Below are 21,392 nucleotides of genomic sequence, written 5' to 3' on the forward strand. Positions count from 1 at the left end.
TGTAGCATCGTGGCCATGGCCGATCCATTTGCACTCCACCGCTTCGTCGAGGCGCAGGACCCCGTGATGGCGGCGGTCGAGGCCGAGCTGCGCGCCGGGCGCAAGCGATCGCACTGGATGTGGTTCGTCTTCCCGCAGCTGCGTGCCCTGGGCCACAGCGCGACGGCGCTGCATTTCGGCATGGTCTCGCTCGACGAGGCGCGCGCCTATCGCCTGCACCCGGTGCTAGGGCCGCGCCTCGTTGCCTGCACGGCGCTGATGCTGGCGCACGCGGGGCGCTCGGCGCACGATATCCTCGGCAGCCCTGACGACCTCAAGCTGCGCTCCTCGATGACGCTGTTCGCCGCCGTGAATCCGGCCGAGCCCGGCTTCCGCGCCGTGTTGCGCGCCTTCTACGACAACGCACCAGACCAGCTCACCGCGCGGCTGCTGGCCGAAGGCTAGGGCTGCAGCCGGGGCGCCAGCCCGTCCACGCCGCTGGTCCGCTCCAGCGTCACCAGTGCGGTCGCATAGGCCGCGCGCGCCGCATTCGCCGCGACGCGCGTGGCGTTGAGCGTCCGCAACGCGTCGAGCGTGTCGAGCAGGCTGCGGCCACCGGCGAGGTAGGCGGCCTCGGTCGCGCGATAGGCATCCTCGGCGCGCCGCAGCGCGGTTCCGGTGGTCAGCGCGAGCAGGCTGCGCGCCTGCTCGTAGCTTGCCCAGGCGATGGCGAAATCGCTCTGCGCCTGGGCCAGTGCGCCATCGGCCTGGGCCTGCGCCTGGCTCTGCTGCGCCTGTGCCACGGCGATATTCCCTTCCGTGATGCGGCGCGTGAAGATTGGCACGGAGAGGCTCAGCCCTAGCGTATTGGTCGCGCGCGGGGTGGTGGAGCCCGACGGCAGGTCCTGGCTGAGTTCGGTGCGTGACGCGCTGCCGCCGAGCGACACATCGCGCGACCGGCCGGCCTCGGCGAGGCGCGTATTGGCGTTCGCCGCGCTTGCCGTGCGCTGGGCGGCGAGCACGTCGGGCCGCGTGGCGATGGCGGCAGCGAGCGTGCCGCGGGGGATGTCGAGCGGGCGCTCCCCCTCGAGCCGGCCGCGCAGCTCGAAGCTGGCGCCGGGGGCCGCGCGCGGCAGGCTGGCATCGGCGCCAAGCAACGCCGTCACCTGCGCGACCGAGGCGGCATAGGCCTGGATGGCGTTCGCGACATCCTGCTCGAAGGGCAGCCGGCTCGCCTGGAAGCGCAGCAGGTCCGCCTCCGGGATCGCACCCTCGCGCACCTGAAGCGAGAGCAGCGATTCCGTCCGACCCAGGCTCTCGCGATTGGCCAGCGCCACCTGCAGGTTCGCGCGCGCCTGCAGCCCCTGGATGAAGGCGGTGCGCAGCGCGAAGATCTGTTCGCGCATGGCGTCGAGCACCTGGGCTTCGGCGACGCTGATCTGTTCCTCCGCGAGGCGGGTGCGCAGCTCCCGCTTGCCGCCGCGCTCGATCGTGACCGTCAGGCTGAAGGAGAGGTTGTTCAGCGGCGAGATGTAGCGCGCGCCGGTATAGCCGCTGAAGCGCTGGCGCTCGTTCACCTGGGCCGTGGTCTGGCCATAGCCGACCGACCCGGCCGGGTTGGTGTCGGCGACCAGGCGCTGCGCGGCGGCGATGTCCACGCCGCGCCGCGCGGCGATGACCGTGAGGTTGCGCGCGACCAGCAGCGACTCCGCCTCGGCCAGGGTGATGCCGGGGCTGGTGGCGGGCGTGACAGGTCGCGCCTGCGCGGCGTTGGTTCCGCGCGGTCGTGACTGCTGCGCATGCGCGGGGGCAAGGGGCGCCGCCAGCATCGCGGAGGCGAGGAGGCTCAGCGGTGCAAGGCGCATGATCAGTCTCTCGGGCAAGGCGCGCGTGGTCATTCGGCGGGGACGGGGTTGCGCAGGCGGTATTCCCGCTCGGCCGGGCCTCGGCCAAGCAGGTCCACCGCTGCGGGCAGCACCACCAGGATGAACACCGGCACCAGCCCGATGCCGCCCACCACCACCACGGCAAGGGGCTTGGTCACATCCGCGCCGATGCCCGAGGCGAGCGCCATGGGCAGCAGCCCGCAGAACGAAGCGAAGCAGGTCATCATCACCGGCCGCAGCCGGTCGAAGCCGGCGCGCAGCAGCGCGGGCGTCCAGTCCAGCCCCTCCTGCTCCTGCAACTGCCGGAAGTAGGAGAGGAAGATGATCGCCTCCATCACCGTGATGCCGAGCAGCGCCAGGAAGCCGATCGCGGCGGGCACCGAGAAATGCAGGTCCGCCAGCATCAGCGCAAAGACGCCGCCCGAGATGGACAGCGGCAGCATGGCGAACACCATCAGCGTCTCGCGGATGCGGCCGAAGGAGATGTAGAGCAGCACCGCGACAATCCCGAGCGCGATGGGGACCACCACCATCAGCCGCGCCACCGCGAGCTGGAGGTTGCGGAACTCGCCCACCCATTCCAGCCGGTAGCCCTGCGGCAGCTCGACATTGCGCCCGACCCGTTCCTGCGCCTCCTGCACCGCGGATGCCGCGTCACGCTCGCGCACCGAGAATCGCACCGGCACGTAGCGCGCCGAATTCTCGCGGTAGATGTAGGAGGGGCCGGAGATCATCTCGATGCGCGCCACGTCGCGCAGCGTGGCATTGCCGGCCCCGCCGACCGGCACGCGGCCGATGGCGTCGATGCTGCCGCGATAGCCCTCGGCCAGGCGCACGATGATGGAGAACTGGCGGTCGCCCTCGAACACCGTACCGGCCTCCTGCCCGCCGACGGCCGCCGACAGCGCGTTGTTCACGTCGCCCACGGTGAGGCCCAGCCGCGCGGCACGGGCGCGGTCGACCGTGATGGACAGCGTCTGCTGCCCCACGCTCAGCAGCACGCCGAGGTCGGCGATGCCCTGGATCTGTGCCATTTCGCGCCTTATCTGGTCGGCGATGCGCGAGGCGACGGCGACGTCGGGCCCGATCACCTTCACCGCATTCGCACCCTTCACGCCGCTCGCGGCCTCCTGGACGTTGTCCGAGATGGTCTGCGAGAAGGAGAACTCCACGCCGGGGAATTCGGCCGAGAGCCGCCGGCTGACCGCGCTCACCAGCCCGTCGCGGTCGGGTGCGGTGGTCCAGCGTTCCTGCGGCAGAAGCGGGACGAAGAACTCCGCGTTGAAGAAGCCCGCGCTGTCGGTGCCGTCATCGGGCCGGCCCTGCTGCGACGTCACGGTGATGACCTCGGGGAATTCGGTCAAGATGCGGCGGATGCGGTTGGCGACCGGGTTGCCTTCCTCGAGCGAGATGGTCGAGGGCATGGTCGCGCGCAACCAGATGCTGCCTTCCTCGAGCGTGGGCAGGAATTCGGCGCCCAGGCGCGTCATCACGCCGACGCTGCCGACCAGCATCACGCCGGCGATGGCGAGTGTGGCCACGCGGCGGCGCAGCCCGAAGCCGAACATCCGCGTATAGACCCAGCGAACCCCCTTGATGGCGAAGGTGTCGCGCTCCTCCGTGTCGGCCTTGAAGAAGGTCGCGGCGAGTGCGGGCGTGATGGTGAAGGTGGCCAGCAGCGCGCCGCAGATCGCGTAGGCATAGGTCTTGGCCATCGGGCCGAAGATGCGCCCCTCGATGCCGCCCATGGCGAACAGCGGAATGAAGGCGGCGATGATGATCATGATCGAGAACAGGATCGCCTTGTCCACCTCGGCCGCCGCGCGCAGCACCGTCATCGAGACCGGCCGGCGCGGCTGCCCGTCCGAGGCGTGGCGGGCGAGGTGCAGGTGGCGGAAGATGTTCTCCACCATGATGACGGTGGCATCGACGAGCAGGCCGAAATCCAGCGCGCCGAGCGAGAGCAGGTTCGCACTCTCGCCACGCGCCAGCATCAGCAGCACGGCGAAGAAGAAGGCGAAGGGGATGGTCGCCGCGATCACTGCGGCACCGCGCAGATCGCCCAGGAAAAGCCACTGGATGACCAGGATCAGCAGCACGCCCTCGAGGATGTTGTGCACCACCTTCACCGTGGTCGAGGAGACCAGGTCCTCGCGGTCGTAGAGCGTGAGGATCGAGACGCCGGGCGGCAGCACGCCGCCGGCATTGATCCGCGCGACCTCGCGCTGGACCAGGTGGATGGTGGGCAGCGTCTGCTCGCCGCGGCGCATCAGCACGGTGCCGAGCACCACGTCGTCATCCTCGGCATGCCCGGCCACGCCCAGCCGCGGCAGCGTGCCGAGCTGCACCGTGGCGACGTCCGAGACCAGCACCGGGCTACCGTTCTGGCTGCCGATGACGACCTGGCCGATATCCTCGACATTGCGGATCAGGCCGATGCCCTGCACCACCACGGATTGCGCACCCAGGCTCAGCAGCCCGGCGCCGACATTGACCGACCCGTTGCGGATCGCGTCGACCACCGCCGGCAGCGCGAGGCCATAGGCGGCCAGCCGCCCGAGATCGACCTGCACGGAATAGGTCTTGGTGGTGCCCCCGAAGGAGGTGACGTCGATGACGCCGGGCACCCGCTTGAACAGCCGGTCCAGCACCCATTCCTGCAGCGTCTTGAGGTCCTCGAGCGGATAGCCGGGCGGTCCCACCAGGCGGTAGCGCATGATCTCGCCGATTGGCGAGGCGGGCGAGATGCCCGGCTGGGCGCCTGCCGGCAGGCCCGACATCTGGCCCAGGCGGTTGAGCACCTGCTGCACCGCCTCGTCATAGGTGTAGTTGAAGTTGAACTGCACCCGCACGTCGGACAGGCCGAACAGCGAGGTCGAGCGCAGGGTGGTGAGGTTCGGCAGCCCCGACATCGCGACCTCGATCGGGACGGTGATGTTGCGCTCGATCTCGGCCGCGCTCTGGCCCGGATTCTGGGTGATGACGACCACGGTGGGCGGCACCGGGTCCGGATAGGCTTCGATGTTGAGCTGGCGGAAGCCGATCGTGCCGACCACCAGGAACAGCACGAAGAACAGCAGCACCATGGGTCGGCGCTCGAGCGCCTGGGCAACGAGTTGACGCAAGGCGGACACTCCCAGCAGGTCGGGCCCGATGTGACGGGTGAGGGGGCAGGCGGGCGCGGCGCGCGCAGGTCGAAGGCGGCTCCTTCTCCGCCCTGACATGCACTTTGGAAAGGCGGAATTCCGCCGTAAGCCGGATGTAAGCACCAAGCCCTAAACCATCCGCATCACCGATGCCGGACCAAGCCGAGGCGCGGCATCGCAGGAGTTTGTGTGCATGAACAGCGTGTCGCCGAAATCCGCCATGTCCGAGGTCGAGATCCTCACGCCCATCGCCCCGCCCGCGCCGCCAGTGCCGCCCCGCCGGCGAAAGCGCCTGCTCGGCGTGGCCGTGGTGCTCGCACTCGGTGCCGGTGCGGGTGCCTATTGGTGGCTGACGCAGCGGGCGCCGACCGCCGAGGCGGTGCCGGTCACCGGTGCGGCGACCGGACGGCTGACCGATGGGTCCTTCCGCCTGCCGCCCGCCCAGGCCCGGCTGCTGCGGATCGAGCCGGTGGGCCGGCGCGACTTCCGCCCCGAGCGCGTGGCCGAGGGTCGCATCTCCTACAACGAGGACCGTTCGACCCCCGTCTTCGCCCCCTATACCGGCCGCGTCCTGCGCGCCGTCGCGCAGCCCGGCCAGCAGGTCCAGGCCGGCGAGGTGCTATTCGAGATCGAGACGACGGATCTCACCCAGGCCGCGAACGACCTGCTCGGCGCGCTCGACGGCACCGGCCGGGCCCGCACCCAGCTGACGCTGGCCACGCGCAACCTCGCCCGCCAGCGCGAGCTGTTCGCCGCCCGCGCCGCGGCGCGCCGCGAGCTCGAGCAGGCCGAGGCCGACCTCGCCAATGCCGAAGGCGACCTGCGTACCGCCGAGGCCTCGCTCGCGGCCGCGCGCGACCGCCTGCGCGTGCTCGGCCGCGATCCCGCCGCCATTGCCGAGATCGAGCGGACCCGGCGCGTGAACGCCGTGGTCTCCGTGGTCGCCCCGCTGGCCGGCACCGTCGTGCAGCGCCGCATCGGGCCGAACCAATGGCTCGGCGCCGGCGGTTCCGACCCGGTCTACACCATCGCGGACCTGTCCGACGTGTGGCTGGTTGCAGGGGTGCGCGAGCTCGACGCGCCGCTGGTGCGTATCGGCCAGGAGATCGAGGTCACGGTGTCCGCCCTGCCGGGCCGCACCTTCGCCGCCCGGATCGAGCATGTCGGCGCCGCACTCGACCCCACCACCCGGCGCCTCGCGATCCGCGCCGCCGTGCAGGACCCCGAGCACCTGCTCAAGCCCGAGATGTTCGCCGCCTTCCGCATCGCCGTTGGTGATGCGCGAAACGCAGTCGCGGTGCCGGCCAGCGCGTTGATCCATCGCGGCGCGCAGGTGTCGCTGTGGGAAGCGATCGACGATACCCGCTTCATCCTGCGCAGTGTCCGGGTCGGGCCGCAGATCGGCGGCTATGTCCAGGTCACCGAGGGGCTGGAGGATGGCGCCCGCGTGGTCAGCGGCGGCGCGCTGTTCATCGACCGCGCCGCGCAGGACTGAGACTGCGCCTCAGGCGGCAGCGACGGCGTCCAGCGGTGCCGGCAGCCGCAGCGTGAAGACGGCACCGCCCTCGGGGGCGTTGTGCACATCCACGGTGCCGCCATGGGCGAGCACCACCCGCTCCACGATGGACAGGCCGAGCCCCAGCCCGCGACGGCGCACGCTGCCGGCGCGCCAGTAGCGGCGGAACAGGCTCGCGCGGTCCGCCTCGCGCACGCCGGTGCCGTGGTCGGCGACCTCGATGACGGCGCCGCCATCCTCGTGCGCGGCGACGCGGAGGTCGATCGGCGCGCCCGGCGGCGAATGGGCCAACGCATTCTCCAGCAGGTTGCGCAGCGCGCGGCCCATCGCGTCGCCCTCGCCGCGAATCCAGATCGGCTGCGCCGGTGCGGCGACCCTCAGCGCATGACCCTCGCGCTCGGCGAGCGTTGCGAAGCGCCGGACCGAGGTGTCGGCGAGTGCGACTAGGTCGAACACCTCGTCGCGCAGCGGCTGGTCGCGGGCGGCGGCGGCGGCTTCCAGCAGGCTGCTCACCAGCTGCGCGAGCTGCTCGACGTCATGTTTCAGCCGTTCGGTTACGGCGCCGGAATCGAGCAGGTCGAGCTCGGCCAGGAGGATCGCGAGCGGGGTGCGCAGCTCATGGGCGACCTCGGCCGAGAAGCCGCGCTGCCAGGCGAGCGAATCATCGAGCCGGTCGAGCGCCCCGTTGACCGCCTCGATGAGCGGCAGCACCTCGGCCGGCATGCGTGCGGTGGCCAGGCGCGGGGCGCCGCCATGGCCGATCAGCTCCGCCTCCCGCGCCGCACGGCGCAGTGGGCGCAGCAGCAGCAGAAGCAGGCCGACATTGGCGAGGAAGATCAGCACCGAACCGCCGCCCAGCACCGCGAGCAACGGTAGAAGGGCCGCAGCCGGGACGTTGTCGAGAACGACGTAGCTGCGGTCCATGTCCTGTGCGACCTGGAGATCCATCGGTCCATCCGGCGTCGCGATCCGCTCGGTGACGCCCCAGACGAGCGAACCATCCTGGCCCTGCTGGAAATCGCGCTGCACGGTGCCATCCTCCGCCAGCCGCGGCAGCACCTGCTCGGCGCCGGGCGAGCTCACCAGCCGGCGGCCGCGCGCGTCGATGACCGCATACATCATGGTGCCGCTGGCGGTGTCGAAGCGCTGGGCGATGGCTTCGGGCAGCGGCCGGCGGAGGCCCGCGACGCCCTCTGCCTCCAGCCGCTGGCGGACCTCGCCGGCGGCGGCGAGGATGCCGCGGCGATGTTCCAGCCACACCACCTCGCGCAGGGTGTCCTGCAGGATCGCTCCCCCGAGCAGCAGCGTGCCGAGCCCGACCACGGCGTGCCAGAGCGCGAGGCGCAGGATCAGGCTATGCGTGCTTTTGGACTTTGGTTCCATCGCCATGGCGCAGCTTAGGGCATCGGCGACGTGAACGGAATCGGGGGCGGCAGCGGCCGTCCGGCACGCTAGTATACCGCTTTGCAGAGGGAGCTGCCGGTGCGGGTGCTGCTGGTCGAGGATAATGACCGTCTGGCGGCGTTGCTCGGTGAAGGGTTGCGCCGCGCCGGCTGGGAGGCCGAGATGGTGGGCAGCGTCGCCGACGCCGAGGCCGCGCTCGCGACGGGGGAATACGACGCCCTGTTGCTTGACCGCGGCCTGCCCGATGGAGACGGGCTCGACCTCATCCGCCGTCTGCGCCACCAGCCAAACACGCCGCCCATGCTGCTGATGACCGCGCTCGGCGACGTGGCGGAGGTGTGCAAGGGACTCGACCTCGGCGCCGATGACTACATGGTCAAGCCGATCACCCTGCGTGAGGTCGTCGCACGGCTGAACGCGGCGCAGCGGCGCGGCACCCGCGTGGCGGTGACCCTGACGCTGGGTGCGCTATCCTTCGACCCGGCGTCGCGCGCGCTCACCGTCGCCGGCCGCGCCTTCGAGCCGCCGCGGCGCGAACGCACATTGCTCGAAGCGCTGCTGCGCGCCATGCCGCGCCCGGTCGCGAAGGAGGCGCTCGAGGCGCGCATGGCGAGTCTCGACCGTGCCGTGCAGCCCAATGCCGTCGAGGTCTATGTGCACCGGCTGCGCACGCGGCTGAACGAGGTGCAGGCGGGGGTGGTGATCCACACCGTGCGCGGCCTGGGCTATCGGCTGGACGCAGCGTCCGTTCAGGCGCCGCCGGCGGAGGCCGGCTGAGCCGCGACGGCCCTGCAGCCCGGGCGCTCCACCATCAGCCCGGCGCGTGCCCAGGCGCCCATGCCGCCCGCGATATGCCGCGTCTGCAGCAACCCGGCATCCTGCGCTGCCTGCACCGCCATCGCGCTGCGCTCACCGAAGGCGCAGTAGAAGAGCAGCGCGCGCCCGGTCGCCGTGGCCAGGTCGTGCAGCACCCCGCCGGGGCGGAGATTCGCCTGCAGATCGGCGTAGGGCGCGTGCACCGAACCGGGGATCACGCCGTGCTTCGCGCGCTCGGCCTGCTCGCGCAGATCGACCAGCACGACGCCATGCGCGCCGATCAAGGCCGCGGCTTCCGTCGACCCTATAGCCCAGCCGCGCCGCGCGATCTCCGCCTGCAACAGGCCCTGCCGCATGTTGGCCGGCACCGCGACATCCATCATCTTCGGGTTGGGCAGGTGCAGGCCTTCCATGAGCGCGGCGTAGGCTTCCGCGTCGCGCACCTGCAGGCGCGGATTGTGCCGCTTCTCCTCGCCGATCGTGCTCACCGTGTCGCCCTTGTAGTCATGCGCGGGGAAGACCAACGTCTCCTCGGGCAGGCGCATCAGCCTTTGCAGGCTGGCGTATTGCTGGCGCGCATCACCGTTCTGGAAGTCGGTGCGCCCGGTGCCGCGGATCAGCAGCGTGTCGCCGGTGAAGATGCGGTCGCCCATGATGAAACTGTAGGAATCATCGGTGTGGCCGGGCGTGTAGAGCACATCGAGGCTCAGCCCCTCGACATGCAGCCGGTCGCCTTCGCCGATGCGCATGGACACGACATCGACCTGGCTCTGCTCGCCCATCACGGTGATGCAGCGAGTGCGGTCACGCAGCGCGCCGAGGCCGGTGATGTGGTCGGCGTGCAGATGCGTATCCACCGCCTTCACCAGGCGCAGGTCCAGCTCCTCCATCAGCTTGAGGTAGCGATCCACCTTTTCCAGCACCGGGTCGATGATCAGCGCTTCGCCGCCATGGCGGCTGGCGAGGAGGTAGCTGTACGTGCCCGAAACGCTGTCGAACAATTGCCGGAAGATCATGCCGCGCCCTCCCGAGGGCAGGTGCCCCCGGGGGGACTGCCGCGCCAAGTCTAGGCGCCGGTCGCGGCGCGCCGCAACGCATCCCTGGGCGGTGCCGCGCATCCGGCACCATCGCCCGCGTTGCGTTCCGCCGACGCCGGGGGGATATTTCCCGGCGCGATTGCGCCAAGTCCGGAGGACACACCGCCATGCCGCGCAGCGACACGGGTCTCGATTTCGAACTGGGCGACACGACCGCCGCGCTGCGCGACATGGTCGCCGATTTCGCAGAGCGCGAGATCGCCCCGCTCGCCGCGGGGATCGATCGCGACAATGAATTTCCCATGGCCTTGTGGCGCCGCATGGGCGAGCTGGGCCTGCTCGGCGTCACGGTCGAGGAGGAGCATGGCGGCGCCGGGCTCAGCTACCTCGACCATGTCGTGGTGATGGAGGAGATCAGCCGCGCTTCGGCCTCGGTGGGCCTGTCCTACGGGGCGCATTCGAACCTCTGCGTAAACCAGATCCGCCGCAACGGCAGCGCCGCGCAAAAGCGGCGGTATCTGCCGAAGCTGATCAGTGGCGAGCATGTCGGAGCGCTGGCGATGTCGGAGACCGGCGCGGGGTCGGACGTGGTGGGCATGCGCCTGAGGGCGGAGCTTCGCGGTGACCGCTACATCCTCAATGGCGGCAAGATGTGGATCACCAACGGGCCCGACGCCGATGTGCTGGTGGTCTATGCCAAGACTGCGCCGGAGGCGGGGTCGCGTGGCATCACCGCCTTCCTGATCGAGCGCGGTTTCGCCGGTTTTTCCACGGGCGCGAAGCTGGACAAACTGGGCATGCGCGGATCGAACACCTGCGAGCTGATTTTTTTTGACTGCGAAGTTCCGGCGGAGAATGTGCTCGGCGAAGTGGGTGGCGGCGTCGGCGTGCTGATGAGCGGGCTCGACTACGAGCGCGCGGTGCTGGCCGGCGGGCCGCTCGGCATCCTGCGCGCCTGCCTGGACCTGGTGCTGCCCTATACGCGGGAGCGCAAGCAGTTCGGTCGCGCCATCGGCGAGTTCCAGCTCATGCAGGGCAAGCTTGCCGACATGTACACCATCACCAATGCCGCCCGCGCCTATGTCTATGCCGTGGCGCGGGCGTGTGACCACGGCCGGCCGACGCGCAAGGATGCCGCGGGTGCCATCCTGTTCGCCGCCGAGAAGGCGACCTGGGCGGCGGGGGAGGCCATCCAGGCGCTGGGTGGCAATGGCTATACCAATGACTACCCGGCCGGCCGGCTGCTGCGCGATGCAAAGCTGTATGAGATCGGCGCAGGGACCTCCGAGATCCGCCGCATGCTCATCGGTCGCGAACTTTTTGCCGAGGGCGGCTGATGCCGGTGATCGAGAGCCGCTTCGACGCGGCCGCGCCCGAGAGCGTCGCCAATGCCGAGGCGATGCGGGCTGTGGTAGCGGATCTGCGCGCGCACGCCGCGCGGGTGGAAGCGGGCGGCGGTGCGGCATCGCGCGAGCGCCATGTCTCACGCGGAAAGCTGCTGCCGCGCGAACGGGTGCGATTGCTGCTCGACCCGCTCTCACCCTTCCTCGAAATTGGCCAGCTGGCGGCGCACGGAATGTATGAGGATGTGGTGCCCTCGGCCGGGCTGATCGCGGGGATCGGACGGATCAGCGGGCGCGACTGCATGGTGATCGCCAATGACGCGACGGTGAAGGGCGGCACCTATTTCCCGCTGACGGTGAAGAAGCATCTCCGCGCGCAGGAGATCGCGGAGCAGAACCGGCTGCCCTGCCTGTACCTGGTCGATTCCGGCGGTGCGAACCTGCCGAACCAGGACGAGGTGTTCCCAGATCGCGACCATTTCGGCCGCATCTTCTTCAACCAGGCCACGATGTCGGCCAAGGGCATTCCGCAGATCGCCGTGGTGATGGGGTCCTGCACAGCGGGCGGCGCCTATGTGCCGGCGATGTCGGACGAGACCATCATCGTGCGCGAACAGGGCACCATCTTCCTCGCTGGACCGCCGCTGGTGAAGGCTGCGACCGGTGAGGTGGTGAGCGCGGAGGCGCTGGGCGGCGCCGATGTCCACACCCGCATCTCCGGCGTCGCCGACCACCTCGCCGAAAGCGACGGCCACGCGCTGGGCCTCGCGCGCAGCGCGGTGGCGCGGCTGAATGCGGTCGCGCCCACCTGGCCCGCGCCGCTGCCACTACGCCCGCCGCGCTTCGCGGCCGAGGAGCTCTACGGCATCATCCCCGCCAACAGCCGCGCATCGTATGACGTGCGGGAGGTGATCGCGCGCATCGTCGACGACAGCGATTTCGACGAGTTCAAGGAACGCTATGGCGCGACGCTGGTCTGCGGCTTCGCTCGGATCGAGGGGCACGCGATCGGGATCGTCGCGAACAACGGCGTGCTGTTTTCGGAGAGCGCGCTGAAGGGCGCGCACTTCATCCAGCTGTGTGCCCAGCGCGGCATCCCGTTGGTCTTCCTGCAGAACATCACCGGCTTCATGGTCGGCCAGAGATACGAGGCCGGCGGAATCGCCAAGGATGGCGCGAAGATGGTGACAGCCGTCGCCACTGCTGCCGTGCCGAAATTCACCGTGATCATCGGCGGCAGTTTCGGTGCCGGCAATTACGGCATGTGCGGGCGCGCCTTCTCGCCGCGCTTCCTGTGGATGTGGCCCAATGCGCGCATCGGCGTCATGGGCGGCGCGCAGGCGGCAAGCGTGTTGGCAACACTGCGGCGCGATGCGCTGGCCGCGCAGGGGCGCGACTGGAGTGCCGAGGACGAGGAAGCCTTCACCGCGCCGATCCGTGCGCAGTATGAGACCCAGGGCCACCCCTACTACGCGACCGCGCGTCTGTGGGATGACGGCGTGATCGACCCGGCCGATACACGCCGTGTGCTCGCGCTGGGCCTTGCCGCCGCGCGCAACGCGCTGCCTGCGGAGACGCGCTTCGGCCTGTTCCGGATGTGAGGGGGATGTTCACGAAGATCCTCATCGCCAATCGCGGCGAGATCGCCTGCCGCATCATCGCCACCGCGCGACGGATGGGCATCAAAACCGTCGCCGTCCATTCCGAGGCGGATGCCGGCGCGCTGCATGTGGCGCTGGCCGATGAGGCGATCGCCATCGGGCCCGCGCCGGCGCGGCAGAGCTACCTCGACATCGCGGCCATCCTCGACGCTGCGCGGCGAACCGGGGCGGAGGCGATCCATCCTGGCTACGGCTTCCTGTCGGAGAATGCCGATTTCGCCGAAGCCTGCGCGGCCGCCGGCCTGGTCTTCATAGGGCCACCGGCCGGCGCGATCCGCGCGATGGGCTCCAAGGCGGCATCCAAGGCGCTGATGGAAGCGAGCGGCGTGCCGCTGGTGCCGGGCTACCACGGCGAGGCGCAGGATACGGCCACGCTGGCCGACGCCGCCGCGCGCATCGGCTACCCGGTGCTGATCAAGGCGAGCGCCGGCGGCGGCGGGCGCGGCATGCGCGTGGTCGAGCGCGCGGAGGATTTCGAAGCGTCCCTGACCAGTGCGCAGCGCGAGGCGCTCGCGGCCTTCGCCGATGACCGCGTGCTGCTGGAGAAATACCTGGTCCGGCCGCGCCACATCGAGATCCAGGTCTTTGCCGACAGCCACGGCCGCACCGTGTCGCTGTTCGAGCGCGACTGCTCCATCCAGCGCCGCCACCAGAAGGTGGTGGAGGAAGCGCCCGCACCGGGGATGACGCCGGAATTGCGCGCGCGCATGGGCGAAGCAGCCGTCGCCGCCGCACACGCGGTCGGCTACGTCGGCGCCGGGACGGTGGAATTCATCGTGCCGGAAGGCACGTCTCATAGAGGCTTGCCGGAAGGCACGTCCCATGAAGGCTTGCCGGAAGGGACGTCTCATAGAGGCGTGCCGGAAGGCACGTCTCATCAAGGCGTGCCGGGCGGCACGTCTCACAAAAGAATGCCCGAGGGCGGCGGCAGCTTCCACTTCATGGAGATGAACACCCGGCTGCAGGTGGAGCATCCGGTCACCGAGATGATCACCGGCCTCGACCTGGTCGAATGGCAGCTGCGCATCGCCGCCGGCGAGGCGCTGCCCGCGGGTGATCTCGCCATCCTTGGTCATGCGATCGAGGTGCGGCTCTGCGCCGAGGACCCCGCGCGGAATTTCCTGCCCGCCACCGGCACGCTCGCGCATCTGCGTCTGCCGGAGGGCGCGCGCGTCGACACCGGCGTACGGCAGGGCGACAGCGTCACGCCCTACTACGATTCCCTGCTGGCGAAGATCATCGTCCATGGTGCGGACCGCGCCGAAGCCGTCGCGCGCCTGCGGGCGGCGCTGGCGGATTGCGAGGCGATCGGTGTCGCGACAAATCTGGACCTGCTGCGCGCCATCGCCGCTCACCCCGAATTCGCGGCCGGCGGCGTCGATACCGGCTTCATCGCGCGGCACCTGGACATGCTCACCGCCGGCACGGCCACGCCGTCGCTGCGCGATGCCGCCCGCATTGCGGCGGCGCTGCACGTCGCGTCCGAACTTCAGGCTGGCGCGCGCACGGGTGATCCCTGGGCCGCGGCCGATGCCTGGCGCATGAACGGCGTGGGCCACCACGCAATCCTGCTGCGCGAGCCGGGCAGCACCGTGGGCACCACGCTGCGCCTGCATGCGCGGCCGGATGGCGGTCTTGCCATCGCCGGTGCCGAGGATGCGCGGCTTGGCGATGGCCAGCTCACCCTGGGCGGCCACACGCGGCCGGCGCTTGTCATCCGCCAGGGCGCCGCGCTGACCGTGGCGCTGGACGGCGGCCGGCATGTGTTCGAGCAGGTCGATCCCCTGGCACCGCCACCACCCGCGGCCAGCTCCGGCGAGCGCGTCATCGCGCCCATCCCGGGCCGCGTGATCCAGATTCTGGCCGCACCCGGCGACCATGTCGTGAAAGGTGCGACGCTCCTCGTCATCGAGGCGATGAAGATGGAGATCGCGTTGCGCGCGCCCATCGACGGCATCGTCCTCGCCCTGCGCGCGACCCTCGATGGCATGGTCGCCGAGGGCGCGGAGGTGGTGACGATCGGCGCCGAACCGGGCTGAGCTTTACGCCGCCCTGGCCTGCCGCATCGCGCTGTCGAGGGCGGCGATGCGCAGCCGCGCCGCCGCTATCCGTTCCGCCTTCACCGGCCCATAGCCGCGGATGCCGCCCCAGGCCTCGATCCAGGCGAGCAGCGCCGCCTCATCCGGGCCGAGTGCCAGCAGGGTTTCCAGCCCGGTGCGGAACTCGCCCGGCAGCGTGCGTTCGGCGCGGCGCTCATCGGTGCGGCCAAACGGGTCCGCCCATGTCCCGCGCAGGACCCTGCCGTGGCGCAGCAGCCCCATCGCGCGGAGCATCCACGGCCCTAAGGCGCGCTTGCGCGGGCGGCCTTCCGCATCCTCGCCCCCGAGCATCGGCGGTGCGAGGTGCAGCACGGCGCGCTTCGTGCCTGAAAAACGCGCGGTGAGGCTCGCCTGCCAGGCCGGGTCACGGTGCAGGCGCGCGACCTCATACTCGTCCTTGTAGGCCATGAGGCGGTGCAGCTGGTGCGCGGCGGCGCGCAGCACGGCCTCACTGGCATGGGGCCGGATGCTGTCGAGAAAAGCCGTGTACCCGCCCGCGTAGCGCGCGCTCTGATACGCCACGAGGTCGGCTGCGCGATGCGCGATCAGCGCATCCAGCGTCTGCGGTGCCTCCGGCTCGGCGGGCGCTTCCAGCGCGGCCGCGCGGCCATCGGCGAAGGCCGCCTTGTTGCGTGGCACGGCGGTGCCGTTCAGCTCCAGCGCCCGCTCGATCGAGGCGGCCGTGAGCGGCACCAGCCCACGCTGGAACGCGACGCCGAGCAGGAAGACATTGACGAAGATCGCATCGCCGAGATCGCCCAGCACGCGCTTCGTTGCATCCATCGTGATGAGGTCGTGGGTCGCCGCCGCCAGGCTCGCGCGCATCCCCGCCGAATCGTAGCGCGTGGTCGTGTCGCGCACGAATTGCGCGGTCGGCGCGATGGCGGTGTTGACCACCGCGACGGAACGATCCGCCGCCAACAGGGGCCGCGCGCTCGCCCCATGCGCCACCACCATGTCCGCCGCGATCAGCAGGTCCGCCTGGCCCTGCCCGATGCGCGGCCCGCGCAGGCTCTCCGGCGCCGTACCAGCCTCGCCCAGGCGCAACTGCGCATAGACGCCGCCGCCCTTCTGCGCGAGGCCGAGCTGGTCGATGGAGCGCACCGGGCGCCCTTCCAGATGCGCGGCTTCGGCGAGGATGGCGGAGAGTGCGGTCACCCCCTGCCCGCCAACGCCGGCGAGCAGGATGTTCCACGCCCCGTCGCGCAGCGCGAGCGGCGCCGGGTCCGGCAACGCCGCGCCCGCCGCGGGCATACCCGGCTTGACCGGCTCGGCGCCTTCCAGCGTGACGAAGCTCGGGCAGAAGCCGTTGAGACAGGAGAAATCCTGGTTGCAGGCGCTCTGGTCGATCTGGCGCTTGCGGCCGAACGCCGTCTCCACCGGTTCCACCGCCAGGCAATTCGAGACGCGCGAGCAATCGCCGCAATCCTCGCAGATGCGTGGATTGATCACCACGCGCTTCGTTGCCGCCGCCGCGGTGCCGCGCTTGCGGTGGCGACGGCGCTCGGTCGCGCATTCCTGGTCGTAGAGCAGTGCGGTCACACCCAGCGTCGCGCGCAATTCCCGCTGCACGGCGTCGAGATTGGCGCGGTCATCGAAGGTGACGCCGACGGGGATCAGCGCATGGCCGCGATGGCGTTCGGGATCATCGGAGACGATGGCAATGCGCGCAACGCCCTCCGCCCGCAGCTGGGCGGCAATGCGCGGGACGGACGTGTCGGATTCCGTATGCTGCCCGCCGGTCATCGCGACCGCGCCGTTGACCAGGATCTTGAAGGTGATGTTCGTGCCCGAGGCGATGGCCGCGCGGATCGCGAGGCTGCCCGAATGCGCATAGGTGCCGTCGCCCATATTGGCGAAGACGTGCTGCTCTTCCACGAAGGGCGCCATGCCGAGCCAGGGCGCGCCCTCGCCGCCCATCTGGGTAAACAGTTCGGTGTCGCGGTCCATGCGCGTGGCGAGGAAGTGGCAGCCGATGCCGGCGAGACCCAGGCTGCCATCTGGGAGGCGGGTGGAGGTGTTGTGCGGGCAGCCGGGACAGAAATACGGGTCGCGGCTGTGCAGCGGCGCCAGCGCCTGCGTGTTCAATGCGTCGAGCGCGGCGAGGCGTTCGGCCAGCAGCGGCGTGCGCAGCGCCGCGGGCAGGCGCGCGGCGAAGGCGCGCAGGATCTGCGGCGCATCGAGCTCGCCGAGATCGGAGAGCAGCGTCGCCCCCTCGGGCGTGGTCTTGCCGGCGATGCGCGGCCGGGCGTCGAGGCTGTACAACGCCTCGCGCAGCTGCGGCTCCAGCACGGGGCGTCGGTCTTCGATGACGAGCACCTCCTCCAGCCCCCGGGCGAAATCGCGAGCGGCTTCTGCATCCAACGGCCAGGCAAGCCCCACCTTCCACAGGCGCAGCCCGGCCTCGCGCGCCATCGCGTCGGTGATGCCGGCATCGGTCATCGCCTGGCGCAGCGTGGCGTAGGCTTTGCCGCGCGCCGCAATGCCGTAGCGCGCGGTGGGGCTGTCGATGATGATCCGGTTCAGCCCGTTGGCGCGCGCGAAGGCGACGGCATGCGGCAGCTTGAAATGGCGCTGGCGCCGTTCCTGCGCGATCCAGTGGTCGTTCAAACGGATATGCAGCCCATCTGGAGACGCGGGCAGACCAACTGGCGCGATGGTCGCATAGCGCGCCGGGTCGATCGTGACCGTCGCCGCGGCGTCCATCGTGTCGGCGACGCATTTCAGCCCGACCCAGAGCCCCGCGAAACGGCTCATCGCGATGCCCTTCAGCCCGAACTCCAGCACCTCCGCGATATCGGCTGGATCCAGCATCGGGATCTCAAGGTCGATGAAGAAATGTTCCGACCCGGAGGTGATGGTCGAGGATTTGGCGGTCGGGTCGTCGCCGGCCAGCGCCAGCACACCGCCTAGGGGCGACACGCCCGCACTGTTGGCGTGGCGGATCGCGTCGCCGCTGCGGTCCACGCCGGGCGCCTTGCCGTACCAGATGCCGAAGACGCCCTGGTGCTTCGCGCGCTCGCGCAGCCCCGGCATCTGGCTGCCCCAGACGGCGGTCGCAGCCAGGTCCTCGTTCAGTCCCGGCCGCACGACGATGTTCGCCGCATCCATCCGCGGCTTCTGCTTCGCCAATTCCTTGTCGTAGCCGCCGAGCGGGGAGCCACGATAGCCTGCGATGAAGCCCGCCGTGTCCAGCCCTGCCGCCGCGTCCATCTCGCGCTGAAGCAGCGGCAGTCGCACCAGTGCCTGGATGCCGGTGAGCAGCACCGGTGCAAGGCCGCGCGATTCGAAGCGGTCGTCGAGCGTGGTTTCAAGGCGAGGGATGCTGCCCATGGCCGGGCCTCCTACAGCAGGCAGAAGACTAGACCCGGAGCAGGCGAAAATTATGCCGAATTCCGTTGTGCGCTGCCGAAGGTTTGGCACATTCTTCCGTGATGGACGCCATCGACAGAAAAATCCTCCGCGCCCTCGCATCCGATGCGCGTCAGAGCAATGCGGAGCTGGCCGAGCAAGCCGGGCTGTCAGCCTCGCCCTGCTGGGCGCGGGTCAAGCGGCTGGAACAGAGTGGCGTCATCCAGGGCTACCACGCGCTGCTCAATCAAGCCGCGCTTGGCTTGCCGGATACGGTGTTCCTTGAGATCCAGATGGAAAAGCACGACGACACCATCCTCCACCGCTTCGAGGAAGCGGTGGCGGCGATGCCGGAGGTGCTGGAGGCCTGGTTGGTGACGGGCGAGTATGACTACGTCGTCAAGCTCGCCGTCGGAGGCACGGCTGGATACGAGCGGCTGCTGCGCGAGAAGATCTACCGGCTGCCAGGCATTCGCCACACACGCACGAGCTTCACCCTGCGGTTGCTGAAGCGACGGTTTTCCGCAGAGCCGGGATGATCAGCGCAGGCCGAGAAAGCTGAGGATCGCGATGACGATCACGACGGCGCCAACGATGTAAACGATGCTGTTCATGGGACATGCTCCTTTGAGGGTCGCTCCGGTAACACGCGCGATACAAGAAGGTTGCCAGGATGATGTCAGGCCCCATGCAGGGCCAGATGCTCCAGCATCAACGCGTTCACCCGCTCCGGCATCTGGTCGGCCGCGTAGTGGCCCACGCCCGGCAGCACCTCGAAGCGATAGGGGGCGTCGATGAAATCCGCCGTGCCCTCCGCGGCCATGCGCCCGACGGTGTCGTCGGCGTCGCCCCAGATGAACAGCGTGGGCACCGTGATGCGATTGATCGGGCGATGCACCGTGCCGCGCGCGCGGTACCAGGCAAGGGCGGCCTCCATCGCCTCGGGGTTGCCGATGACCGCGAGGTGCTTCTCCGTCGCCCGCGCGGGGATGCCGTTCGCCGCGTGGCGCGTGCGCAGCCAGCGCGCATCGTCGGCCAGCAGTTTTGGCACCGCATCGGGCGCGAGGAACGCTTTATGGTGCTGTGACCGGATGGGCTGCTCGGGATCGTCGCGCAGGGCGCGGGCGAAGGCGCCGGGGTGCGGGCGGGACAGCATCGTGAGCGAGGCGAGCCGCTCGGGATGCCGCGACGCGATCTCCCAGGCGAGGCTGCCGCCCCAATCATGCCCGACCAGGTGGAAGCGCCCGTCGCCATGACCCAGCACGCGGGTGAAGGCCATCGCGTCGTCCAGCAGCAGTTCGATGTCATAGAGCGCGACGTTCGCCGGGTCCGGCCGGGCGCCGGCGGAATAGCCGCGCTGGTTTGGCGCGGCGGCGAAGTAGCCGGCCTGCGCGAGTGCCGGCAACTGCGCATCGTACAGATGCCGCGACACCGCGAAGCCGTGCAGCATGAGGACCAGCGGCGCATCAGCCGCGCCCGCCACGGAGATGTCGAAGACGAGGCCGGGCTGGGCCTCGACCAATCTATGCTCGATCATCGTAGGTTCCCTGGCTTGCCCCGGCGCGACGAGAGCACCACGCCGCGGGGTGCACAAGCGCCCGGTTGGCGCCGCCCCTGGCCTGGCTTATGGCAAAGACGACCGCCATCGCCGCAGCAAGGCCCTCGCCCATGTCCGACGCCATCCCATCCGCCTTCAACCCGTCTGCGGAAGGCTGGGCCGTGCTGCCCGAGCGCGGCTTTCCCGTGCTCCTCGGCACCTTCTTCTCCAAGCAGGTCGATGGCGCCTGGCGCTACGGCTTCCTCGCCGAGGAGCGCCATCTCAATGTTGGCGGCGTTGTGCATGGCGGCATGCTGATGACCTTCATGGACGACATGCTGGGCCTGACGGTCTGGCAGGCGGTGGGGCGCGTGCCGATCTCAACCATTCAGCTCAACAGCCGCTTCGTCTCGCCGGCGCGCGCGGGGGATTTCGTCGAGTGCGTGCCCAGGGTCGAGCGCATCGCGCGATCCGTCGCCTTCATTCGCGGCGAGCTGTTGGTGGGCGACCGGCTTGTGCTCGCTGCGGACGGCGTGTGGAAGCTGCTCGGCCAGCGTTAGCGCGATGTGCGGCACGGCCCTTGCTGAACCCGCCTCGTGCGGCGCGCCGGCGCACGCCATCCGTATTGGAGTGTTGCAGGCATGATCACGCGCCGTCTTGTCACCGGCCTCCTTGCCGCGCCGGCCGTTCTGCGCGGGGCTCTCGCGCAGGGCAGCGCCTGGCCGCAGCGCCCGGTGTCCATCCTGGTGCCGTTTCCGCCGGGTGGGTCGAACGACCTGCTCGCCCGGCCGATCGCACAGAAGCTGCAGCAGGCGCTGGGCGGGCATCCCGTCGTGGTGGACAATCGCGGCGGCGCAGGGGGGATCGTGGGCGCGACGGCGGTGGCGCGCGCCGCACCCGATGGGCACACGCTGATGTGGGGCCATATCGGCACGCTCGCGGTGAACCCGTGGATCTATCCGAACATCACCTATGACCCGGTGCGCGATTTCGCCCCCGTGGCGCTGGTCGCGACCCTGCCATCGGTGCTGACCATCCACCCCTCGCTAGGCGCACGCGGCACGGCAGATTTTGTGGCAATCGCCAAACGATCACCGGGCACCATCCCCTACGGCACCGCGGGCAATGGCGCGGCCTCGCACATCACCATGGCCGCCTTCGCCGACCAGGCCGGGATCGAACTGGTGCACGTGCCCTATCGCGGCAATGGCCAGATGCTGGCGGACCTCCTCGCCGGCCGGGTCGCGGCGAGCTTCGCCGGCGCGCCGGTGGTGCTGCCGCATTTGCGAGAGGGACGGCTGCTGGCGCTCGGCGTGTCCTCGGCGCAGCCCTCGCCACTGTTGCCGGGCGTACCGGCCGCGTCCGATGCGCTGCCCGGCTTCGCGCTGGTGCAGTGGCATGGGCTGGTCGCACCCGCCGCGACGCCGCCCGAGATCGTCGCGCGCATCAACCAGGTGGTGAATGGAATCCTCGGCGATGCGGAGCTGCGTGACCGCCTGATGGTGGAAGGTGCCGACCCTGCGCCGCGCAGCCCGGCCGCCTTCGGGCAGCTGATCCGCGAGGAGCTGGAGCGCTTCCGGGGCCTGATCGGCCGTGCCGGCATCAGGGGCGATTGAG

The 21,392-nt window shown here is 70.1% G+C and carries 15 protein-coding genes; 9 read left to right on the forward strand and 6 right to left on the reverse strand.

All coding sequences use genetic code 11. From position 1 onward, the window contains the following. Positions 1-15: 15 nt before the first annotated feature. Positions 16-444, forward strand: coding sequence for a DUF1810 domain-containing protein (locus GXW79_RS10180; protein ID WP_211874280.1), 429 nt, complete (start codon positions 16-18; stop codon positions 442-444). Here GXW79_RS10180 and GXW79_RS10185 read toward each other — a convergent pair. Next, a complete protein-coding gene (locus GXW79_RS10185; RefSeq protein WP_211874281.1) occupies positions 441-1,844 on the reverse strand; it encodes a TolC family protein in 1,404 nt (467 codons plus the stop codon). The two genes, GXW79_RS10180 and GXW79_RS10185, sit on opposite strands and share 4 nt — an antisense overlap. A 29-nt stretch (positions 1,845-1,873) precedes the next feature. Continuing rightward, positions 1,874-4,990 (reverse strand): efflux RND transporter permease subunit, encoded by a 3,117-nt coding sequence (locus GXW79_RS10190; RefSeq protein WP_211874282.1) that lies wholly within the window; start codon positions 4,988-4,990, stop codon positions 1,874-1,876. Positions 4,991-5,204: 214 nt separating this feature from the next. Here GXW79_RS10190 and GXW79_RS10195 point away from each other — a divergent pair, with 214 nt between their 5' ends. Continuing rightward, on the forward strand, positions 5,205-6,506 hold the full coding sequence (locus GXW79_RS10195) for an efflux RND transporter periplasmic adaptor subunit (protein ID WP_211874283.1): 1,302 nt from the start codon (positions 5,205-5,207) through the stop codon (positions 6,504-6,506). A gap of 9 nt (positions 6,507-6,515) precedes the next feature. On the opposite strand, the gene GXW79_RS10200 is transcribed toward GXW79_RS10195, so the two are convergent. Further along, entirely contained in the window at positions 6,516-7,916 is a 1,401-nt protein-coding gene (locus GXW79_RS10200) for a sensor histidine kinase (RefSeq protein WP_211874284.1), read from the reverse strand. Between the two features lie 93 nt (positions 7,917-8,009). Between GXW79_RS10200 and GXW79_RS10205 the strand changes: the two genes are divergently transcribed. After that, entirely contained in the window at positions 8,010-8,708 is a 699-nt protein-coding gene (locus GXW79_RS10205) for a response regulator transcription factor (protein WP_211874285.1), read from the forward strand. On the opposite strand, the gene GXW79_RS10210 is transcribed toward GXW79_RS10205, so the two are convergent. Next, the gene (locus GXW79_RS10210) at positions 8,681-9,763 is read right to left on the reverse strand and encodes an MBL fold metallo-hydrolase (protein ID WP_211874286.1); all 1,083 of its coding nucleotides are present in this window, start codon (positions 9,761-9,763) and stop codon (positions 8,681-8,683) included. The two genes, GXW79_RS10205 and GXW79_RS10210, sit on opposite strands and share 28 nt — an antisense overlap. 188 nt (positions 9,764-9,951) lie before the next feature. On the opposite strand from GXW79_RS10210, the gene GXW79_RS10215 reads away from it, so the two are divergent. From GXW79_RS10215 to GXW79_RS21620, 3 genes are read left to right on the forward strand one after another with little or no spacing between them, the layout of a single operon-like run. Further along, positions 9,952-11,121 carry an isovaleryl-CoA dehydrogenase gene (locus tag GXW79_RS10215; RefSeq protein WP_211874287.1) on the forward strand — a complete coding sequence of 390 codons (1,170 nt, stop codon included), beginning with the start codon at positions 9,952-9,954 and terminating at the stop codon, positions 11,119-11,121. Further along, positions 11,121-12,728 (forward strand): carboxyl transferase domain-containing protein, encoded by a 1,608-nt coding sequence (locus tag GXW79_RS10220; RefSeq protein WP_211874288.1) that lies wholly within the window; start codon positions 11,121-11,123, stop codon positions 12,726-12,728. The genes GXW79_RS10215 and GXW79_RS10220 overlap by 1 nt, the downstream gene beginning before the upstream one ends. Positions 12,729-12,733: 5 nt before the next feature. Beyond that, positions 12,734-14,827, forward strand: a complete 2,094-nt coding sequence (locus tag GXW79_RS21620) for an acetyl/propionyl/methylcrotonyl-CoA carboxylase subunit alpha (RefSeq protein ID WP_211874289.1) — start codon at positions 12,734-12,736, stop codon at positions 14,825-14,827. Between the two features lie 3 nt (positions 14,828-14,830). Here GXW79_RS21620 and GXW79_RS10230 read toward each other — a convergent pair whose 3' ends face one another. Continuing rightward, the gene (locus GXW79_RS10230; RefSeq protein ID WP_211874290.1) at positions 14,831-18,220 is read right to left on the reverse strand and encodes an indolepyruvate ferredoxin oxidoreductase family protein; all 3,390 of its coding nucleotides are present in this window, start codon (positions 18,218-18,220) and stop codon (positions 14,831-14,833) included. A gap of 101 nt (positions 18,221-18,321) precedes the next feature. Between GXW79_RS10230 and GXW79_RS10235 the strand changes: the two genes are divergently transcribed. Continuing rightward, the gene (locus GXW79_RS10235; protein ID WP_211874291.1) at positions 18,322-18,777 is read left to right on the forward strand and encodes an Lrp/AsnC family transcriptional regulator; all 456 of its coding nucleotides are present in this window, start codon (positions 18,322-18,324) and stop codon (positions 18,775-18,777) included. A gap of 140 nt (positions 18,778-18,917) precedes the next feature. On the opposite strand, the gene GXW79_RS10240 is transcribed toward GXW79_RS10235, so the two are convergent. After that, positions 18,918-19,775: an alpha/beta fold hydrolase gene (locus GXW79_RS10240; protein ID WP_211874292.1), complete on the reverse strand. Its 858-nt coding sequence runs from the start codon at positions 19,773-19,775 to the stop codon at positions 18,918-18,920. A gap of 131 nt (positions 19,776-19,906) precedes the next feature. Between GXW79_RS10240 and GXW79_RS10245 the strand changes: the two genes are divergently transcribed. Both GXW79_RS10245 and GXW79_RS10250 read left to right on the forward strand, forming a co-directional pair. Further along, positions 19,907-20,335 (forward strand): PaaI family thioesterase, encoded by a 429-nt coding sequence (locus GXW79_RS10245; protein WP_211874293.1) that lies wholly within the window; start codon positions 19,907-19,909, stop codon positions 20,333-20,335. Positions 20,336-20,416: 81 nt separating this feature from the next. Further along, positions 20,417-21,391, forward strand: a complete 975-nt coding sequence (locus tag GXW79_RS10250) for a Bug family tripartite tricarboxylate transporter substrate binding protein (RefSeq protein ID WP_211874294.1) — start codon at positions 20,417-20,419, stop codon at positions 21,389-21,391. Position 21,392: the final 1 nt, after the last annotated feature.

This window comes from Plastoroseomonas arctica, assembly GCF_018128965.1.
Classification (GTDB): domain Bacteria; phylum Pseudomonadota; class Alphaproteobacteria; order Acetobacterales; family Acetobacteraceae; genus Plastoroseomonas; species Plastoroseomonas arctica.